This is a genomic window from Leucobacter musarum subsp. musarum (genome assembly GCF_001273845.1).
In the GTDB taxonomy this organism is placed as follows: domain Bacteria; phylum Actinomycetota; class Actinomycetes; order Actinomycetales; family Microbacteriaceae; genus Leucobacter; species Leucobacter musarum.
Genome location: NZ_JHBW01000065.1, coordinates 15,817 through 31,345 on the forward strand (window position 1 = coordinate 15,817; position 15,529 = coordinate 31,345).

A 15,529-nucleotide genomic window follows, 5' to 3' on the forward strand; every position below is an offset into this window, starting at 1 on the left:
CGATGCACCTGCGAAAGACCGGCATGAGCGACCCCTACACTCCCACCAGTGGCGACCCGAGATACTCGGTCGCGCACTACGACCTCGACCTGCGCTACACCCCGCGCACGAACCGGCTCGAAGGCCGCGCCTGCCTGCAGGTGCGCGTGCTTGAGGCCACCGACCAGCTGCGCATCGACCTCATCGGGCTCAGCGCGAGCAAGGTTCGCGTCGACGGCGCACTCCAGCGGCAGGCGAAGCAGGGGCCGCACGCGCTGACGATCCGGCTCGACGACCCGGCTGAGCCCGGTGCCGAACTGCAACTCGACATCGAGTACGCCGGCCGCCCCGCACCCCGGCGATCGCGCTGGGGCCAACTGGGCTGGGAAGAACTCGAACACGGCGCCCTCGTCGCCTCCCAGCCAACCGGCGCACCCACGTGGTTCCCCTGCAACGACCGCGTCGACGACCGCGCCACCTACGACGTCTCGTTCACCACCGATCGCGGCTTCTTCGTCGCCATCACAGGTGTGCCCGGCACCGTGACCGGGCGATCCGGCAAAACTCTGCGCACATTCTCGACGACCGTGCCGACCGCTACCTACCTGCTCGCCGCACACATCGGCGAATACGCCGAATACCGCCTCGGCGACCGCGCCCGACTCATCGCACCACCCGGACGATCACGCGCCGTGCAGCGCGCCTTCGCACCCGTGCCGCGCATCATCGACATCTTCGAAGAATGGTTCGGGCCGTACCCGCAAGAAGACCTCACCATCGTCGTCACCGAAGAAGAACTCGAGATTCCCCTCGAAGCGCAAGGCATGGCGACATTCGGCCGCAACCACGAAGCCCCCAGCGAGCAACGCCTCATCGCGCATGAACTCGCCCACCAGTGGTTCGGCAACTCCGTCGGCCTCGCCCGCTGGCAAGACATCTGGCTCAACGAAGGCTTCGCCTGCTACTCCGAATGGATCTGGTCAGAAGCCTCAGGCGGGCCGAGCATCGCCGACCTCGCCGAACAGCACCACGCACGACTCGCCGCACTGCCGCAGCACCTCGTGCTCGCCGATCCCGGCCCCGCCGACATGTTCGACGACCGCGTCTACAAACGCGGTGCCCTCGTGCTCGAAACGCTGCGACGCACCCTCGGCGACGACCTCTTCCGCGCCGTACTGCTGCGCTGGGCCACCGAACGACGCCACACCCTCGTGCGCACCCCTGACTTCATCGCCCTCGTGCAAGAGATGAGCCCCGTGCCGATCGACGGGGTGTTCGACTCCTGGGTGTTTGCTGCGGCGTTGCCTGCGCTGCCGGATCGGTAGGTCTGCTGGGCGTCCGCGGGCCCGTGCGCCCTCCGGCGTCGCTCATTGCGTAATCGTCGCGTGCCGCTTCGCACGCTCCTCTTCCGCAAATGCGACACCGGAAGGCGCACGGGCCCGCGTCCGCCCGGCCGCTCGTGTGGGGCGGTGCTCAGCGACTGCCTGGGTGGGCGCTTGTCGGTCAGCGTGTTGGGCGGCGTGGGGTTTGTGCGGCGACGGTGAGGATCGCCCGGGGCATGGGGGACGGGAGCGTCAGGGGCAGGTCTGCGCCGACGAGTCGGGGCTCCTCGGTGGTGTGCCAGGTGCCTTCGGTGCGAGTCTCGACTACTGGCTCGCGCAGCGACGTGCCCAGCCCCGCGCCCGAGGCCTTCGCGATGGCTTCGAGGCGGGTCCAGGAGCGGGTATCGGCGTCGGACGGGTGCAGGTCGAGCGCTTCCGCAATGCGGGCGCGCGTGCGGTCGTCGTCGAGCTCGACATCGATCGCGAAGGCCATGGCCTCGGGCGGGGCGACGCCGACCGCGACGAGGCCTGCGGCGTAGCTGATGCCGATGCGGGGGAGCGCCTGGGCGGGCGAGCTGTGCTCGCCGACGAGGCGGGCGCTCGGCATGCCGTGCGCGGTGCTGCCGCACGACGGGCACCGGCGCACGAACACGAATGCCTCGGGCGCGATGCCGTGGTGCAGCTCGTGGAGCAGGCCCGCGAGGAGTTCGTGGGCGATCGCTTGGCGATCCGGCGCGTGCGTGTCATTCGACTCGTCGACGGGATATGCGCGCCACGCGAGGTGCGCCCCGAGGGGGGTCTCGGTGTGCGCGACGGGTGTCATTCGCCCAGCAGCGCGAGGCGGCTGACGGTGCGGAAGAGGTCGGCCGGCGGGTCGGCGATATCGACGAGCCCGGCCCGGTCGGTACTCGCGAACACCGTCAGCGGCAGGTCGGCGTGCACGAGCACGTCGAGCAGCGCGACGAACCGCTGACGTGCCTCCCGGCTCGCGCGCGACAGCGGCGGCACGTCGACGAGCACCCAGCGATCGTGCTGCGCGGCGAGGTCGAGGAAGTCTTCGGCGATCGACGACGCCTCGAGCAGATCGTCGAAGGCGAACCAGATCTCCGAGGAGGAGGGAGAAGCCGCGGAGTCGATCGGGCGCACCGCGAGCGCGCGCAGGGCGCGGTGCCCATCGAGCACCTGCGTGGCCTCGGCGGCGGTCGGCGGGGTGAGCTGGGCGGCGCTGACGGCGCTCGCCGCCGGAGTGCCGGTGGGCACCGCGATCCAGCGCCCCGATGCGAACCCGGTCGCGGGCCGCGCATCGCCCGCAGCGGAGCCCGCCGTGCGATAGTCGGTGCCGCCGTCGAGGGTGCGCACCGCGAAGTGCTCGCGGATGAGGCGCACGCTCGGCTCGACGACGTGGTGGAACACCGGGTTCGCGAGCAGCCCCTCGGGGACGTAGTTCGAGGTGAAGAGCGTGGGGATGCGGCGCTCGACGAGCTCCGCGATGAGCCGGTTGAGCAGGCTCGCCCCGCCCGGATCGTGCACGTGCAGCTCGTCGAAGAAGAACAGTTCGGCGCCGTCAAGCAGTTCGGCGACCGTGTCATCGATCGCCTCGCGCGCGGTCATCTGCGCGCCGAAGCGGCGCTGCAGCTCCTGGAAGAAGGTGTGGAAGTGCACGCGGCGCTTGGCGGCCTCGGGCACGTCGACGGCGGTGAAGATCTCGCTCGTGAGCCAGGTCTTGCCGCGACCGGCGGGCCCGTGCACGAAGGCGCCGACGGGCGCTGCGGGATCGGCCCAGTGCTCGGCGAGCTCCGCGATCTCGGCGAGCAGCTCGCGCTGCGGCGCATCGAGGTCGATGCCGCGAGCGGCGGCGGCGTGCCCCACCCGGTCGGTGAGCTTCGAGAGCGTGGGTGCGTCGGTTTCGGTCACGTTCCCCGATCCTAGCGACGGCCGCTCCAGGCTAGGATGGAATGTCAGCGAGCGGGAGGAGGCCGGGTATGGCGAAGCAGGTCGAACTTGGGCCCACCGGGCGACCCGATCGCATCATTCCGGCGCCGAAAAAGCTCGACCGCCACGGCCCCGCGCGCATCATCGCGATGTGCAACCAGAAGGGTGGCGTCGGCAAGACGACGAGCACCATCAACCTGGCCGCCGCGCTCGCGCGCTACGGTCGCCGCGTGCTCGCCGTCGACTTCGATCCGCAGGGTGCGCTCTCGGCCGGCCTCGGTGTCCAGGCGCACGACGTGCCCACGATCTACGACCTCATGCTCGGCAAGGTGAAGGATCCGCGTGAGGCGATCCAGCACACCGAGACGGCGGGGCTCGACGTGATCCCGGCCAACATCGACCTGTCTGCCGCAGAGGTGCACCTCGTGACTGAGGTGGCGCGCGAGCAGATTCTCGCCGGCGTGCTGCGCAAGGTCGCCGGCGACTACGACGTCATTCTGATCGACTGCCAGCCCTCGCTCGGGCTGCTCACGGTCAATGCGCTGACGGCGAGCCACGGCGTGCTCATTCCGCTCGCCTGCGAGTACTTCGCGCTCCGCGGCGTCGCGCTGCTCGTCGAGACCGTCGACAAGGTGCGCGATCGCCTGAACCCCGCGCTCGAGCTCGACGGCATTCTCGCGACCATGTACGACGCCCGCACGCTGCACGCGCGAGAGGTGCTCGAGCGCGTCGTCGACACCTTCGATGACAAGGTCTTCGACACGGTCATCGGCCGCACGGTGAAGCTGCCCGACGCGCAGATCGCCGCGAAGCCGATTCTCGACTACGCCCCCTCCAACGCCGCATCCGAGGCGTATCTCAAGCTGGCCCGCGAGCTCGTGCAGCGCGGCGTCGTCGCCTAGCGCCATGGTGGTGAGCACCGATCCGGGCGCCGCTGCGGCAGGTACGGATCCGGTGCCCGCGGCGAATGCGGCCGCGCCTGCAGGGGGAGCGGCCGATCCGGCATCTGCGTCAGCAACTGCACCGGCGACCGCGGAAACGACCGAGACCGCGCCCGCCGGCTTCCGCGTCAGCCTCGAAATCTTCGACGGGCCCTTCGACCTCCTGCTGAACCTCATCGGCAAGCACGAGCTCGACATCACCGAGGTGTCGTTGAGCCTCGTGACCGACGAGTTCATCGCCTACCTGGCAACGATCGAGGGCGAGGGCGTTGAGCATCTCGACCGTGCCTCGGAATTCTTGGTCGTCGCCGCAACCCTGCTCGACCTGAAGATCGCGAGCCTGCTGCCGCAGGGCGAGGCGGTCGACGCCGAAGACATCGCGCTGCTCGAGGCGCGCGACCTACTCTTCGCGCGTCTGCTGCAGTACCGGGCGTTCAAACAGGCGAGTGCCTGGTTCCGCGATCGGCTCGAGGCCGAGGGGGCGCGGCACGCGCGTCTCGTGCCGCTCGACGCGAAGTACCGCGACCGCGGGCCCGAGCTCGTCTGGACGCTGAACGCCGCCGACTTCGCGGCGCTCGCGACGCTGGCGTTCGCGCCGCGCGAGATTCCGACGGTCGGGCTCGACCACCTGCACGCGCCACTCGTGTCGATTCGCGAGCAGGCGGCGGTCGTCGTCGCCCTGTTGCGCACCGGCGGCGTGCGCAGCTTCCGGGAACTCATCGCGGGAGAGCCCGAGCGGGGTGTGGTGGTGGCGCGCTTCCTCGCCATTCTGGAGCTGTATCGCCGGGCCGCAGTGACATTTGAGCAGGCCGAGCCGCTCGGAGAGCTGCACGTGCAGTGGGTCGGCGAGAGCTGGTCAGACGACGAACTTGCTACGTTAGGGAACGATTATGACTGAGGCGACACTTGAGCAGACGGCCGAGCCGGGCGCGAACCCCGAGCTCGAGCGCGCCCGCGCCGCGCACTCGCTATCGCAGCAGCTCGAGGCGCTGCTCATCGTCGCCGACGAACCGCTCAGCGCGGTCGCCCTGGCGACTGCCACTGACCGGCCCGTGCGCGAGGTGCGGGCGGCCTTGTCGGCGCTCGTTGCCGAGTTCAACGGTGACGCGGTGGGGTCTGGTGCTGCGGGCGGGGCGGTCGCAGCAGGCGATGGCGCGGGTGCCGGATCGCCCCGCGGGTTCGAGCTCCGCGAGGTCGCGGGCGGATACCGCTTCTACGTGCGCGAGAGCCTCGACCCCGTCGTCGCCGATTTCGTGCAGCAGCAGTCGCCGTCGCGCCTCTCGCAGGCGGCACTCGAAACGCTCTCGGTGATCGCCTACCGTCAGCCGATCTCGCGCGGCGCGATCGCGTCGATTCGTGCGGTGAACGTCGACTCGGTCGTGCGCACGCTGCTCGGCCGCGGCCTCGTGACCGAGGTCGGTCAAGACGGCGAGACCGGCGCAATTCTCTACGGCACCTCTGACGCGCTGCTGGGGTACCTCGGCATCGGCGACATCTCGGAGTTGCCGCCCATTTCACCGCTCCTCGATGAGCCCACGGAAGGATTCGACGAATGACGCGCTCGGAGGGCCTCGGCGGATCATTCTCCGTCGACGGCGAGAACATCGAAGTCGACCTCGCGGAGTTCGGGTGGGATCGGCCCATCACCGGTGCCGGTTCGGGTGCTGCTGGTGGCGAGGGCGGCGACTCGGCGCACGACGATGATGGCCGCGTTCGCCTGCAGAAGGCGCTCGCGCACGCGGGGGTCGCCTCGCGCCGTGCCTGCGAGACGCTGATCACGAGCGGTCGCGTCACCGTGAACGGCGTGGAGGAGCGCGAGCTGGGCTCGCGCGTCGATCCGGATACCGATGAAGTGCGCGTCGACGGCGTCGTCGTGCAGCTCGACGTCTCGAAGCGCTACTTCGTGCTCAACAAGCCCACCGGCGTCGTCTCGACCATGAGCGACGAGAACGGCCGCCCCGACCTGCGCGAGTTCGCCGATCAGGTCGAAGACCGCCTCTACAACGTGGGTCGCCTCGACGAAGACACGAGCGGCCTGCTCATTCTCACGAACGACGGCGATCTCGCGCACCGCCTCGCGCACCCCAGCTTCGGGGTGCAGAAGACCTACATCGCGAAGGTGCGTGGGCGGGTGACGGCTGCGGTGATCCAGCAACTCAAAGACGGGGTCGAACTCAAAGACGGGCGGATGCACGCCGATCGTGCGAAGCTGCTGCCGAACGGCACGGGCACCGCGCACTCGCTGGTCGAACTGACGCTGCACTCGGGGCGCAACCGCATCGTGCGCCGCATGCTCGCCGAGGTCGGGCATCCGGTCGTCGAGCTCGTGCGTCGCCAATTCGGGCCGCTGCACCTTGGAACGCTGCGCTCGGGCGAGCTGCGCGAGCTGGCGCCGGCCGAACGCGGGGCGCTGCTCTCGGCGGTTGCCGACGGCGGTGCTTCGGGCGACAGTGCTGAGGGCGGTGCCGGATCGCAGAGCGCCGACACCCGCGGCCGCGCGGGCGGTGCCTCGTCCGACGCCGGCAAGCCCGCGAAGAAGCGTCGCGAGGTGACCGCGGGTCGACCGGGCGACGGCGCCGGCGCGCGCGGCATGCGCGGCACGGCGGCGCGCGGCAACCCGCATGGGCGCGGCGGCCCGAAGGGTGACGGGGCGCGTGGCGCGAGTGGCGCGGATCGCGCAGGCGGTCGCGGGCGTTCGAGTGACGGCAACGGCGGCTCCGGTGGCTTCGACGGTTTCAGTGGGCGCGGCGGTTCGGGCGGGCCCAAGCAGCAGAACAACGGTCGAGCCCCGCAGCGCGGTGGCAGCCAGGGACAGCAGCGCGGTGGCTCGAACGGGCCGCGCGGTGGCCGGAAGCAGGGTGGACGATGAGCGCGGAACCACAGGCGACGGGGAGCGTGGCGGGGCCGGGTGATCCCGCGCCTCAGGCTGCCGCAGCCGGTGCGCATTTGCGTGCGCCGGGGGAGCGTGCGCCGCTCGCGGCCCGCACCCGGGGCACGGTGCACATCATCGGTGCCGGGCTGCTCGGGGCGAGCGTCGGGCTCGGCCTCCGTGAGCGCGGCGTCGACGTGACGCTCGAAGACCTGTCGCCGACCACGGTCGCGCTCGCCGCCGACTACGGCGCCGGCCGACTGCGCACCGCCGACGATGCGGCGCCCGCACTCGTGATCGTGGCGACCCCGCCCGACGTGACCGCCGACGTGGTGGAGCGCGCACTGCGCACCTACCCCGGTGCGGTCGTCACCGATGTCGCGAGTGTGAAGCTGGCGCCCTTCGAAGAACTGACCCGTCGCGGCATCGACCTCGCCAACTACGTCGGCTCGCACCCGATGGCGGGCCGCGAGCGCGGTGGGGCCATCATGGCCCGGGCCGACCTGTTCGTCGCACGCCCCTGGGTGATCTGCCGCGACGGCGAGACCTCGGCCGAGGTGCTGTCGGTCGTCGAGGCAGTCGCCCTCGATCTCGGCGGTGTGCTGCTCGAGATGACCCCTGCCGAGCACGACCGCGCCGTTGGGCTGGTCTCGCACCTGCCCCAGGTGGTGTCGAGCCTGTTGGCCGCGCGCCTCGTGCCGGCCCAGGAGCAGGCGATCGGGCTCGCTGGTGCCGGACTGCGCGACACCACGCGCGTCGCGTCGAGCGACCCTGAGCTGTGGGTGCAGATCCTGGGCGCCAACAGTGCACCCGTTGTCGAGCTGCTCGACGCGTTCGCCGCCGATGTGGCCGCGTTCGCTGATGCGCTGCGCGATCCCGCCCAGACCGGGGCGCGGCGCCGCATCGCCGACCTGCTCTCGGCCGGCAACAACGGGGTCTCGCGTATTCCGGGCAAGCACGGATCGTCCGAGCGATTCACCTCGATCACGGTGCTCATCGACGATTCTCCGGGCCAGCTCGCGAAGCTGCTCACCGAACTCGGAGAACTCGGTATTAATATGGAAGACTTGCGTCTTGAGCACTCGCCGGGCGCCCAGATCGGATTCGCCGAGATCGCTGTGCTGCCAGAGGTCGCCGAACGAGCCCTCGCTGATCTCGCGGAACGCGGATGGAGAACGCTGTGACTGTTGCTGCACTGCAGAACGCGGCATCGAGCGACCCCGCAACCGCGACCTCGATCTCGATCGCACCGTTGCTCGTCGCAATCGACGGGCCGGCCGGCAGCGGCAAATCGAGCGTCTCGCGCGCGGCAGCCGAGCGACTCGACTTCGGCATTCTCGACACGGGCGCCGCGTACCGCGCGCTCGCGTGGATGGCGACCGAGCTCGGTGCCGATCTCGATGATGCCGATGCCGTCGCGGCGATCCTGCGCGATTGGAACTACTCGATCACGCTGCGCGGGCCGCAGCAGGTCACCGTCGTCTGGAACGATGGCGAGACCTCTCGCACGTACGCGCTGACCGACGCGATTCGCGAGCACGCCGTGAGCGGGCTCGTCAGCCGGGTGTCGAAGCATCCGGAGGTGCGCGAGCGGCTCAACGCGATGTTCCGCGAGATCGTCGCCGCGTCGGGGCTGCCCGGCGTCGTCATCGAAGGGCGCGACATCACGACCGTGGTGGCGCCCGATGCGCCCGTGCGCATCCTGATGACCGCGTCTGCCGACGTGCGGGCGCAGCGCCGCGCCGGCGAGCTGCCGGGCCTCACACACGCCGAGGTGCTTGCCGCGATCGAGGCGCGCGACGCGAAGGACGCGCTCGTCGTGGACTTCTTCACCCCGGCCCCGGGGGTAACGCTCGTCGATACGAGCGATCTAGACTTCGAGCAGTCGGTGCAGGCTGTGGTCGATATCGTACGAGCGGCGCAGGGTGCCGCAGAAGAGAGCGAATGATGAGCGAGCAGACCCCTCAGCGTGCGGGCAAGCACGCCGCCGACAGCGGCGATACCCCCGTGAACGGCAGCGACGGAGCCGAATTCGACGGCCCCGAGGTGATGCAGGTGAACCCCGACGGCAGCCAGGTGGCGGCCGCCCCCGAGTTCGACCCTGAAGACTACGAAACCGAGAGCGTCTTCAACGCCGCCGACTTCGCCGACGACGTGATCGTGGGCGAAGGGTTCGACCCGTCGGTCACCGATGAAGAGCGCCTGCGCGCCATGCGCTCGAACCTCGACGGCTTCGACCTCGAAGACGACGACCTCGCGATGATCAGCGACGAGTGCGAGTTCCTCGGGTTCCGCGAGCCGGTCGCCGAGGCGCTGCCCGTCGTCGCCATCGTCGGCCGCCCCAACGTGGGCAAGTCGCAGCTCGTCAACCGCATCCTCGGCCGCCGCGAGGCCGTGGTGCAAGACAAGCCCGGCGTCACGCGCGACCGCGTCACCTACCCGGCCGAGTGGTCGGGCACGCGCTTCAGCCTCGTCGACACCGGCGGCTGGGAGCCCGACGCCAAGGGCATCGACGCCTCGGTCGCGCTGCAGGCCGAGGTCGCCATCGAGCTCTGCGACGTCGTGCTGTTCGTCGTCGACTCTCGCGTCGGCCCGACCGCGACCGACGAGCGCGTCGTGCAGCTGCTGCGCCGCACCGACAAGCCCGTCTTCTTGATCGCCAACAAGGTCGACGACGCCGTGCTCGAGGGCGAAGCCGCGCAACTCTGGTCGCTCGGCCTCGGCGAACCGCACGCCATCTCGGCGCTGCACGGCCGCGGCGTCGCCGACCTGCTCGACAAAGTCATCGCCGCGCTGCCCGACGAATCCGCCGTCGCGCAGCCCAAGCTGCTCGGCCCCCGCCGCGTCGCCCTGCTCGGCCGCCCCAACGTGGGCAAGTCGAGCCTGCTCAACAAGGCCGCCGGTGAAGAACGCGCCGTCGTGAGCGACATCGCCGGCACCACGCGCGACCCGGTCGACGAGCAGGTCGAGATCGCGGGCCGCGTCTGGACCTTCGTCGACACCGCCGGCATTCGCCGTCGCGTGCACCTGCAGAAGGGCGCCGACTTCTACGCCTCGCTGCGCACCGCCGCGGCACTCGAAAAGGCCGAGGTCGCCGTCGTGCTCATCGACGTGACGCAGGAGATCTCGGATCAGGATCTGCGCATCATCGATCTCGTTCTCGAGTCGGGGTGCGCGCTCGTGCTCGCCTTCAACAAGTGGGACATGCTCGACGACGACCGTCGCCGCTACCTCGAACGCGAGATCGAGACCGACCTGGCGCACGTCGACTGGGCGCCCCGCGTCAACATCTCGGCGCGCACTGGCCGCCACCTCGAGAAGCTCGTGCCCGCGCTCGAGCAGGCCCTCGAATCGTGGGATACGCGCGTGCCGACCGGCAAGTTCAACGCGTTCGTCGCCGAGCTCGTGCAGGAGCACCCGCACCCGCTGCGCAGCGGCAAGCAGCCGCGCATCCTGTTCGGCACCCAGGTGCAGAACCGCCCGCCGACATTCGTGCTCTTCACGTCGGGCTTCCTCGACCCGCAGTACCGCCGCTTCATTCAGCGACGCCTGCGCGAACGCTACGGCTTCGAGGGCAGCCCCATCGTGATCAACATGCGCATTCGCGAGCGGCGCCCGCGCCCGTAGGGCGAGTGAGGTGCGAGCGGGGCTCGGGATCTGAGGATCCCGGGCCCCGCTTCCGTGTGTGGGGCGGGTGGTTGCTTGGCGAGGTCGCTGGGTGGCCGGGTGGCTGGTTTCCACCGCGAGTGCACCACTTTTACGCGAGCGTACCCTTTCGTGCCTGGTGCACTCGGGAGAAAGTGGTGCGCTCGCGGGAGGGCGGGGGCATGGTCGCGAGGGGGGCGAGGTGCGAGGTGGCGGGGCCCCTTGCGAGGAGTACTTGGACAGTGCACGCGGTGGTGACCCTCGCCCCTGCAATGGGTTCCCGGCCGCGAATGCACCACTTGTGCGCAAGTGCACCCCTTTGTGGCTGGTGCACTCGGGAGAAAGTGGTGCGCTCGCGAAGGGGTTGGGAGTCGGGAGTTGGGAGGGGGCGCAGGGCGCAGGGCGCGGCACGCAGCCAAGCAGCCAGGCAGCCAGTGCAGGATCACCCAGCCGGTGCACGCTAGCCTCTCTGCATGGGAGATGCTGCGTCAACGCCGGGGGAGGCGGGGGAGCCTCGCGAGCGCGCGGAGCAGTCCGGGAGTGCCGGCGAGCGACCAGAGACGCCCGGGGACCGTGGGTCTCGGGGCCACCGGCTCAGCAAGAGCGGAGCTGGGGAGAGCGGAGCCGGGGAGAAGAGCCCCGGGGAGCGCGGCGCCAGGAAGAACATGTCCAGAGACAACAGCCCCACTGACCTCACCCTCGCTGAGACCTCGACCCGCCAGCTCACGCCGCTCGAGCGAGTCATCGACCGCACCGCCCATCGCCTGCTCGCGGGGAAGCCGGCCAGTGGGGTGCGCGCGGTGCTCATCGAGGTCGCCGTCTTCCTGTTGAAGCAGGCGTGGGCCTGCGTCTTCGGGGCGCTCATGCTCGTCGTGATCGTCGCGGTCCGGCTGTGGTACCCCGACGATGCGGTGCTCGCCCGCAATGACGCGATGACGATCGCGGCGGTGGCGATCCAGGTCGGAATGCTCGTCGGCAAGCTCGAGAGCGGGCGCGAGCTCTGGGTGATCGTGCTGTTCCACATCACGGGCACCGTGATGGAGCTGTTCAAGACCGACGTGGGCTCGTGGGCGTACGCGGCCGACGGAGTGCTGCGTCTGGGCGCGGTGCCGCTGTTCAGCGGGTTCATGTACGCCGCGGTCGGGTCGTACATGGTGCGTATCTACCGGCTGCATGACCTGCGGTTCACGCGGTATCCGCCAATCTGGGCGACCACCGTAGTGGCGGTGGCGATCTACGCGAACTTCTTCACGCACCATTATGTGTTCGACGTGCGGTGGATCCTGCTCGCCGCCGTCGTGCTGCTGTGGTTCCCGACGATGATGCACTTCCGAATCTGGCGCGCGACGCTCAAGGTGCCGCTGCTGCCCGTGTTTCTCGGGGTGGCCGTGTTCATCTGGATCGCCGAGAACATCGCCACCCTCTCGGGCGCCTGGCTCTACCCGAACCAGGCCGAGGGGTGGGAGTTCGTGTCGGGGCAGAAGATCATCTCGTGGCTGCTGCTCATGATCATCTCGGTCGTCATGGTCACCTGGGTGTATCGACCCAGGCGACCTGACGCGGTCGAGGTGACGCACGCGCGGTGATCCGGCAGCCGTGGGCGGGTTAGACCGCGGCGAGATGCGCGAGTGCGGCGAAGCCGAAGACTGCGGCTCCGGCGAGGGCGATGACGGCCCAGATGGCGAGCATCGCCGCGTTCAACCAGACACCCCAGAGTGCGAGGGCGCGGTCTTGCGTGCCGCGGCGCAGGGCGAGGATGCCGAAGATGAGTCCGGTGATGGGGGCAAAGAAGGTCCAGCCGCTCGCGACCGACGCGATGCCGAGCACGAAGCTGGTGATCGTGAAGGCGCGCGAGTGGTCGTTGGCGACCGGCCCGTTCGGGAACGGCACTGAGCCGGTCGATGCGGCGTTGCTCGCGGGCACCGGCGCCGTGTCGGGGGCGACGGTGGTGTGTGCGGTGGTCTCGGTGACGTCGGGGGTCAGGGTGGCGCTCATGGTGTGCTCCTCTCGATGCGGGGCGAACCGGCTGTTCGTCCGCGATGATTCCAAGGTACGTTCGCACCCCCGGTCACCGCGTCGGCCCGAGGTATCAACCGCATGAGACCCCGGTACCGCTTCGCGCAGTACCGAGGTCAGGGTCGTTCGGGGTGCGGCGAGGGGTCGGCTCAGGGTCACCCGGGTGCCGGATCGCCGCACCCCGTTCGCTCAGCCTTCGCGCGCAGTGCTCCGTGCGAGGCCGTTGAAGGGCTGCGGTCGCGTGCGAATTTGATGACCCGTGTGGTGCGCTAAACGGGGTTTTAGTGCATCACACGGGTCATCAGGTGCTGGTGCTCTGCACTCGGGGTGGCTTCGGAACCCGCGCTAGAAGGTTTGATGGCAGTTTGGTGCGCTATTAGTGGTTTTAGCGCACCAAACTGCCATTAAGTTCTCGCGCGTTGGGCGCGGGCTCGGGGGCAGCTCGGGGCCAGCGCGCCTAGTGCGAGGCCTCCGAGACGTCGGTGCCCTTGGGCGTCGTCACGAACACGGCCACGGCGACGGCGAACATGATGATGCCTCCGGCGATCCCGGTCGACTGCATCGCGTGTGTGAACGCGACGCCCGCCTGCTGGCCCAGCTCGGGGAGGTTGAGCTCGGCCGCGATCGAGACCGCGGCCCCGAGCGACTCCTCGGCCTGCGTGGCGAGAGTGCGGTCGATGCCCGTGAGCACGCTCGCGCCCATGAACTCGGTGCGGTAGAGCAGCGCTGAGATGCTGCCGAGGATCGCCACGCCGAGCACGGCGCCGAGCTCGTACGAGGTCTCCTCGATTGCGCCGGCGTTGCCCGCCTTCTCTTCGGGTGATCCGTGCATGATCATTGCGGAGGCGATGGCGAGGGATCCGGTGCCCGCGCCCACGAGGCACAGGCCGATGATCACCGTGAGCAGTGAGAGCGTGCCGGGTTGCACGCCGATGAGCAACATGCCGAGCCCAGCGAGCCCGAGCCCGCCCGAGAGCACGGCTCGCGCGCCGATGCGGCGTGCAACAGCCGGGGCCGCGAGCGATGCCAGCGCGCCCGTGATCGCGATCGGGAAGAGGCGCACGCCGGCCTCGACCGGCGAGGCGCCGTCGACGAGCTGCAGCCACTGCGCGATGAGCAGCAGCGCGGCCATCATAGCGAACGTCGAGCCGAGTGCGGCGATCGTGCCGGCCGAGAACACGCGGTTGCGGAACAAGCCCAGGTCGAGCAGTGGGGCGTCGCTGCGCAGGCAGCGCAGCACGAACCACACGAGCAGCCCGGCGCCGGCGACGAACGCGACGATCGCCTCGGGAACGAGCACGCTCGCCTCCTTGCCGAACGTCTTGATCGCCCACACGAGCAGCGTCATGCCGACGAGCGACAGCGCGGCCGCAATGAAGTCCCAGCGGCCCGGGTGCGCGACGCGCGACTCGGGGAGGATCAGGATGCCCGCGATCACACCGATCGCCATCAGCGGCACGTTCACCAGGAACGCCGCGTGCCACGAGAAGTGCTCGAGCAGCACGCCGCCGATGAGCGGCCCGAACGCGGCGCCGAGGCCCGACACCGCAGCCCAGATCGCGAGGGCGGTGGCGCGCTCACGGGCGCTCGTGAAAATGACGCGAATCAGCGACAGCGTAATCGGCATGATCATCGCGCCGCCGATGCCCAAGATGGCGCGAATGGCGATGACCGACTCCGCGTTCGTCGCGAACAGCACCAGCAGCGACGAGGCGCCGAAGATCGTATAACCAAGCAGCAGCATGCGCTTGCGGCCCCAACGGTCGGCGATCGCCGCGAACGAGACCAGCAGGCCGGCGAGCACGAGGGAGTACACGTCGATGATCCAGAGCTGCTGCGACGACGTCGGGTGCAGCTCGGCCGCCATTTCGGGCAGCGCGATGTTCAAGATGGTCATATCCATCGTGATCACGAGCAGGCTCGCGGTGAGCACGCTGAGCGCGGCCCAGCGGCGGCGCTTGCTGAGCGGGGCGCGGGGTGCTTCGGCGCTCGCTGCGTGCGTGCTGCTCGACTGCTCGTTGCGCGGGGTCGGGGTATGGTTGGTGTGCAGATCGGACATGGTCACGGCCTTTCCAGGGTCGCTGTGTTCCGGGGTGGGAGGTGTGGTGCAGGATCGGGCCGGCCGCGGTGCGGCCGAGCCCCACTACGTCGCGGGGTCGGGAACCGGCATCGTCGCGAGCGCCGTCAGTGTGCGCATGATCTGATCGCGGCTGAGCGGGGCCCGGGTGAGGCCAGCGTGCATCGTTGCCCCGTCGAGGAAGACCGCGATCGCAATGGCGCGCTCTTCGCCGACGCACGGCCCGAGAATCTCGATGAGGCGCTCCGGCCAGCGCAGCGCGAGTGCGCGCAATCGTTCGTCGGTGGTGCCGGCGGTCATCAGCGCGATGTCGGCGTGCACGGTGCGCTCGTCGCTGAGGTAGCGGAGCATCTCGTCGACGACGGGCCCCGGATCGTCGATGAAGTGCTCGGCGAGCGGCTCAAGGCGGGCGAGCGCCTCGTCAATTTCGTCGGCGAGGGCCTGCAGCGCTGACTCGCGCAGGTCGTCGATCGACGTGAAGTACTGGGTGGTCGACCCGAGCGGCACCGACGCGCGCGCGGCGACGGCGCGGTGGGTGAGGGCGGCAGGACCCTGCTCGACGATGATCGCGGTGGCTGCCTCCAGGATCGCCCGGCGTCGACCCTCGGGGTCGCGGCGACGCGGTGCGGCCTGCGTGGCGGTCTCTGCGTTCATGGTGCTCCGGGGTCGGGGTTTGCTTGCTGCATTTGCGGATCGGTGTCACTTTCTGCGCGAAACCGTGGTGATTTGGCGCAGAACGTGACACTGA

At 69.8% G+C, this 15,529-nt stretch carries 13 protein-coding genes and 1 pseudogene; 9 read left to right on the forward strand and 5 right to left on the reverse strand.

Annotation, left to right across the window (positions count from 1 at the left end):
- Positions 1–23 precede the first annotated feature (23 nt).
- Positions 24–1,304: a M1 family metallopeptidase gene (locus CH42_RS02950; RefSeq protein ID WP_053352026.1), complete on the forward strand. Its 1,281-nt coding sequence runs from the start codon at positions 24–26 to the stop codon at positions 1,302–1,304.
- A 178-nt stretch (positions 1,305–1,482) separates the two neighbouring features.
- Here the strand turns inward: CH42_RS02950 and CH42_RS02955 are convergent, their stop codons facing one another.
- Entirely contained in the window at positions 1,483–2,124 is a 642-nt protein-coding gene (locus tag CH42_RS02955; RefSeq protein ID WP_053351735.1) for a hypothetical protein, read from the reverse strand.
- Entirely contained in the window at positions 2,121–3,263 is a 1,143-nt protein-coding gene (zapE, locus tag CH42_RS02960) for a cell division protein ZapE (protein ID WP_306455193.1), read from the reverse strand. Before zapE ends, CH42_RS02955 begins: the two co-directional genes overlap by 4 nt.
- 20 nt (positions 3,264–3,283) lie before the next feature.
- On the opposite strand from zapE, the gene CH42_RS02965 reads away from it, so the two are divergent.
- The 8 genes and pseudogenes from CH42_RS02965 to CH42_RS03000 all read left to right on the forward strand — a co-directional run bounded on the left by CH42_RS02965 (position 3,284) and on the right by CH42_RS03000 (position 12,274).
- A complete protein-coding gene (locus CH42_RS02965; RefSeq protein ID WP_193392066.1) occupies positions 3,284–4,135 on the forward strand; it encodes a ParA family protein in 852 nt (283 codons plus the stop codon).
- Positions 4,136–4,139: 4 nt separating this feature from the next.
- Positions 4,140–5,072 carry a segregation and condensation protein A gene (locus tag CH42_RS02970; protein WP_082309261.1) on the forward strand — a complete coding sequence of 311 codons (933 nt, stop codon included), beginning with the start codon at positions 4,140–4,142 and terminating at the stop codon, positions 5,070–5,072.
- On the forward strand, positions 5,065–5,730 hold the full coding sequence (scpB, locus tag CH42_RS02975; protein ID WP_053351738.1) for an SMC-Scp complex subunit ScpB: 666 nt from the start codon (positions 5,065–5,067) through the stop codon (positions 5,728–5,730). The genes CH42_RS02970 and scpB overlap by 8 nt, the downstream gene beginning before the upstream one ends.
- A 161-nt stretch (positions 5,731–5,891) precedes the next feature.
- Positions 5,892–6,593: pseudogene (locus CH42_RS15890) on the forward strand (pseudouridine synthase); the annotation flags it as partial.
- 446 nt (positions 6,594–7,039) lie between these two features.
- Entirely contained in the window at positions 7,040–8,227 is a 1,188-nt protein-coding gene (locus CH42_RS02985; RefSeq protein ID WP_082309262.1) for a prephenate dehydrogenase, read from the forward strand.
- A complete protein-coding gene (gene cmk, locus CH42_RS02990; protein ID WP_082309263.1) occupies positions 8,212–8,991 on the forward strand; it encodes a (d)CMP kinase in 780 nt (259 codons plus the stop codon). Before CH42_RS02985 ends, cmk begins: the two co-directional genes overlap by 16 nt.
- Positions 8,991–10,670, forward strand: a complete 1,680-nt coding sequence (der, locus tag CH42_RS02995; RefSeq protein WP_275575609.1) for a ribosome biogenesis GTPase Der — start codon at positions 8,991–8,993, stop codon at positions 10,668–10,670. The genes cmk and der overlap by 1 nt, the downstream gene beginning before the upstream one ends.
- Positions 10,671–11,353: 683 nt before the next feature.
- Positions 11,354–12,274, forward strand: coding sequence for a DUF817 domain-containing protein (locus CH42_RS03000; RefSeq protein WP_053351739.1), 921 nt, complete (start codon positions 11,354–11,356; stop codon positions 12,272–12,274).
- Positions 12,275–12,293: 19 nt separating this feature from the next.
- Here the strand turns inward: CH42_RS03000 and CH42_RS03005 are convergent, their stop codons facing one another.
- The 3 genes from CH42_RS03005 to CH42_RS03015 all read right to left on the reverse strand — a co-directional run bounded on the left by CH42_RS03005 (position 12,294) and on the right by CH42_RS03015 (position 15,435).
- On the reverse strand, positions 12,294–12,683 hold the full coding sequence (locus CH42_RS03005; protein ID WP_053351740.1) for a DUF4190 domain-containing protein: 390 nt from the start codon (positions 12,681–12,683) through the stop codon (positions 12,294–12,296).
- A gap of 478 nt (positions 12,684–13,161) precedes the next feature.
- Positions 13,162–14,763, reverse strand: a complete 1,602-nt coding sequence (locus CH42_RS03010) for an MFS transporter (RefSeq protein WP_053351741.1) — start codon at positions 14,761–14,763, stop codon at positions 13,162–13,164.
- An 84-nt stretch (positions 14,764–14,847) separates the two neighbouring features.
- Positions 14,848–15,435, reverse strand: coding sequence for a TetR/AcrR family transcriptional regulator (locus CH42_RS03015; protein ID WP_053351742.1), 588 nt, complete (start codon positions 15,433–15,435; stop codon positions 14,848–14,850).
- Between the last annotated feature and the right edge of the window lie 94 nt (positions 15,436–15,529).

Excerpts from the sequence above, each read along its gene's own strand:
- CH42_RS02950 (WP_053352026.1), top strand. The coding sequence starts at position 24 with ATGAGCGACCCCTACACTCCCACCAGTGGCGACCCGAGATACTCGGTC.
- CH42_RS02955 (WP_053351735.1), bottom strand. The coding sequence starts at position 2,124 with ATGACACCCGTCGCGCACACCGAGACCCCCCTCGGGGCGCACCTCGCG.
- CH42_RS02965 (WP_193392066.1), top strand. The coding sequence starts at position 3,284 with ATGGCGAAGCAGGTCGAACTTGGGCCCACCGGGCGACCCGATCGCATC.
- CH42_RS02970 (WP_082309261.1), top strand. The coding sequence starts at position 4,140 with ATGGTGGTGAGCACCGATCCGGGCGCCGCTGCGGCAGGTACGGATCCG.
- scpB (WP_053351738.1), top strand. The coding sequence starts at position 5,065 with ATGACTGAGGCGACACTTGAGCAGACGGCCGAGCCGGGCGCGAACCCC.
- CH42_RS02985 (WP_082309262.1), top strand. The coding sequence starts at position 7,040 with ATGAGCGCGGAACCACAGGCGACGGGGAGCGTGGCGGGGCCGGGTGAT.
- cmk (WP_082309263.1), top strand. The coding sequence starts at position 8,212 with ATGGAGAACGCTGTGACTGTTGCTGCACTGCAGAACGCGGCATCGAGC.
- der (WP_275575609.1), top strand. The coding sequence starts at position 8,991 with ATGAGCGAGCAGACCCCTCAGCGTGCGGGCAAGCACGCCGCCGACAGC.
- CH42_RS03000 (WP_053351739.1), top strand. The coding sequence starts at position 11,354 with ATGTCCAGAGACAACAGCCCCACTGACCTCACCCTCGCTGAGACCTCG.
- CH42_RS03005 (WP_053351740.1), bottom strand. The coding sequence starts at position 12,683 with ATGAGCGCCACCCTGACCCCCGACGTCACCGAGACCACCGCACACACC.
- CH42_RS03010 (WP_053351741.1), bottom strand. The coding sequence starts at position 14,763 with ATGTCCGATCTGCACACCAACCATACCCCGACCCCGCGCAACGAGCAG.
- CH42_RS03015 (WP_053351742.1), bottom strand. The coding sequence starts at position 15,435 with ATGAACGCAGAGACCGCCACGCAGGCCGCACCGCGTCGCCGCGACCCC.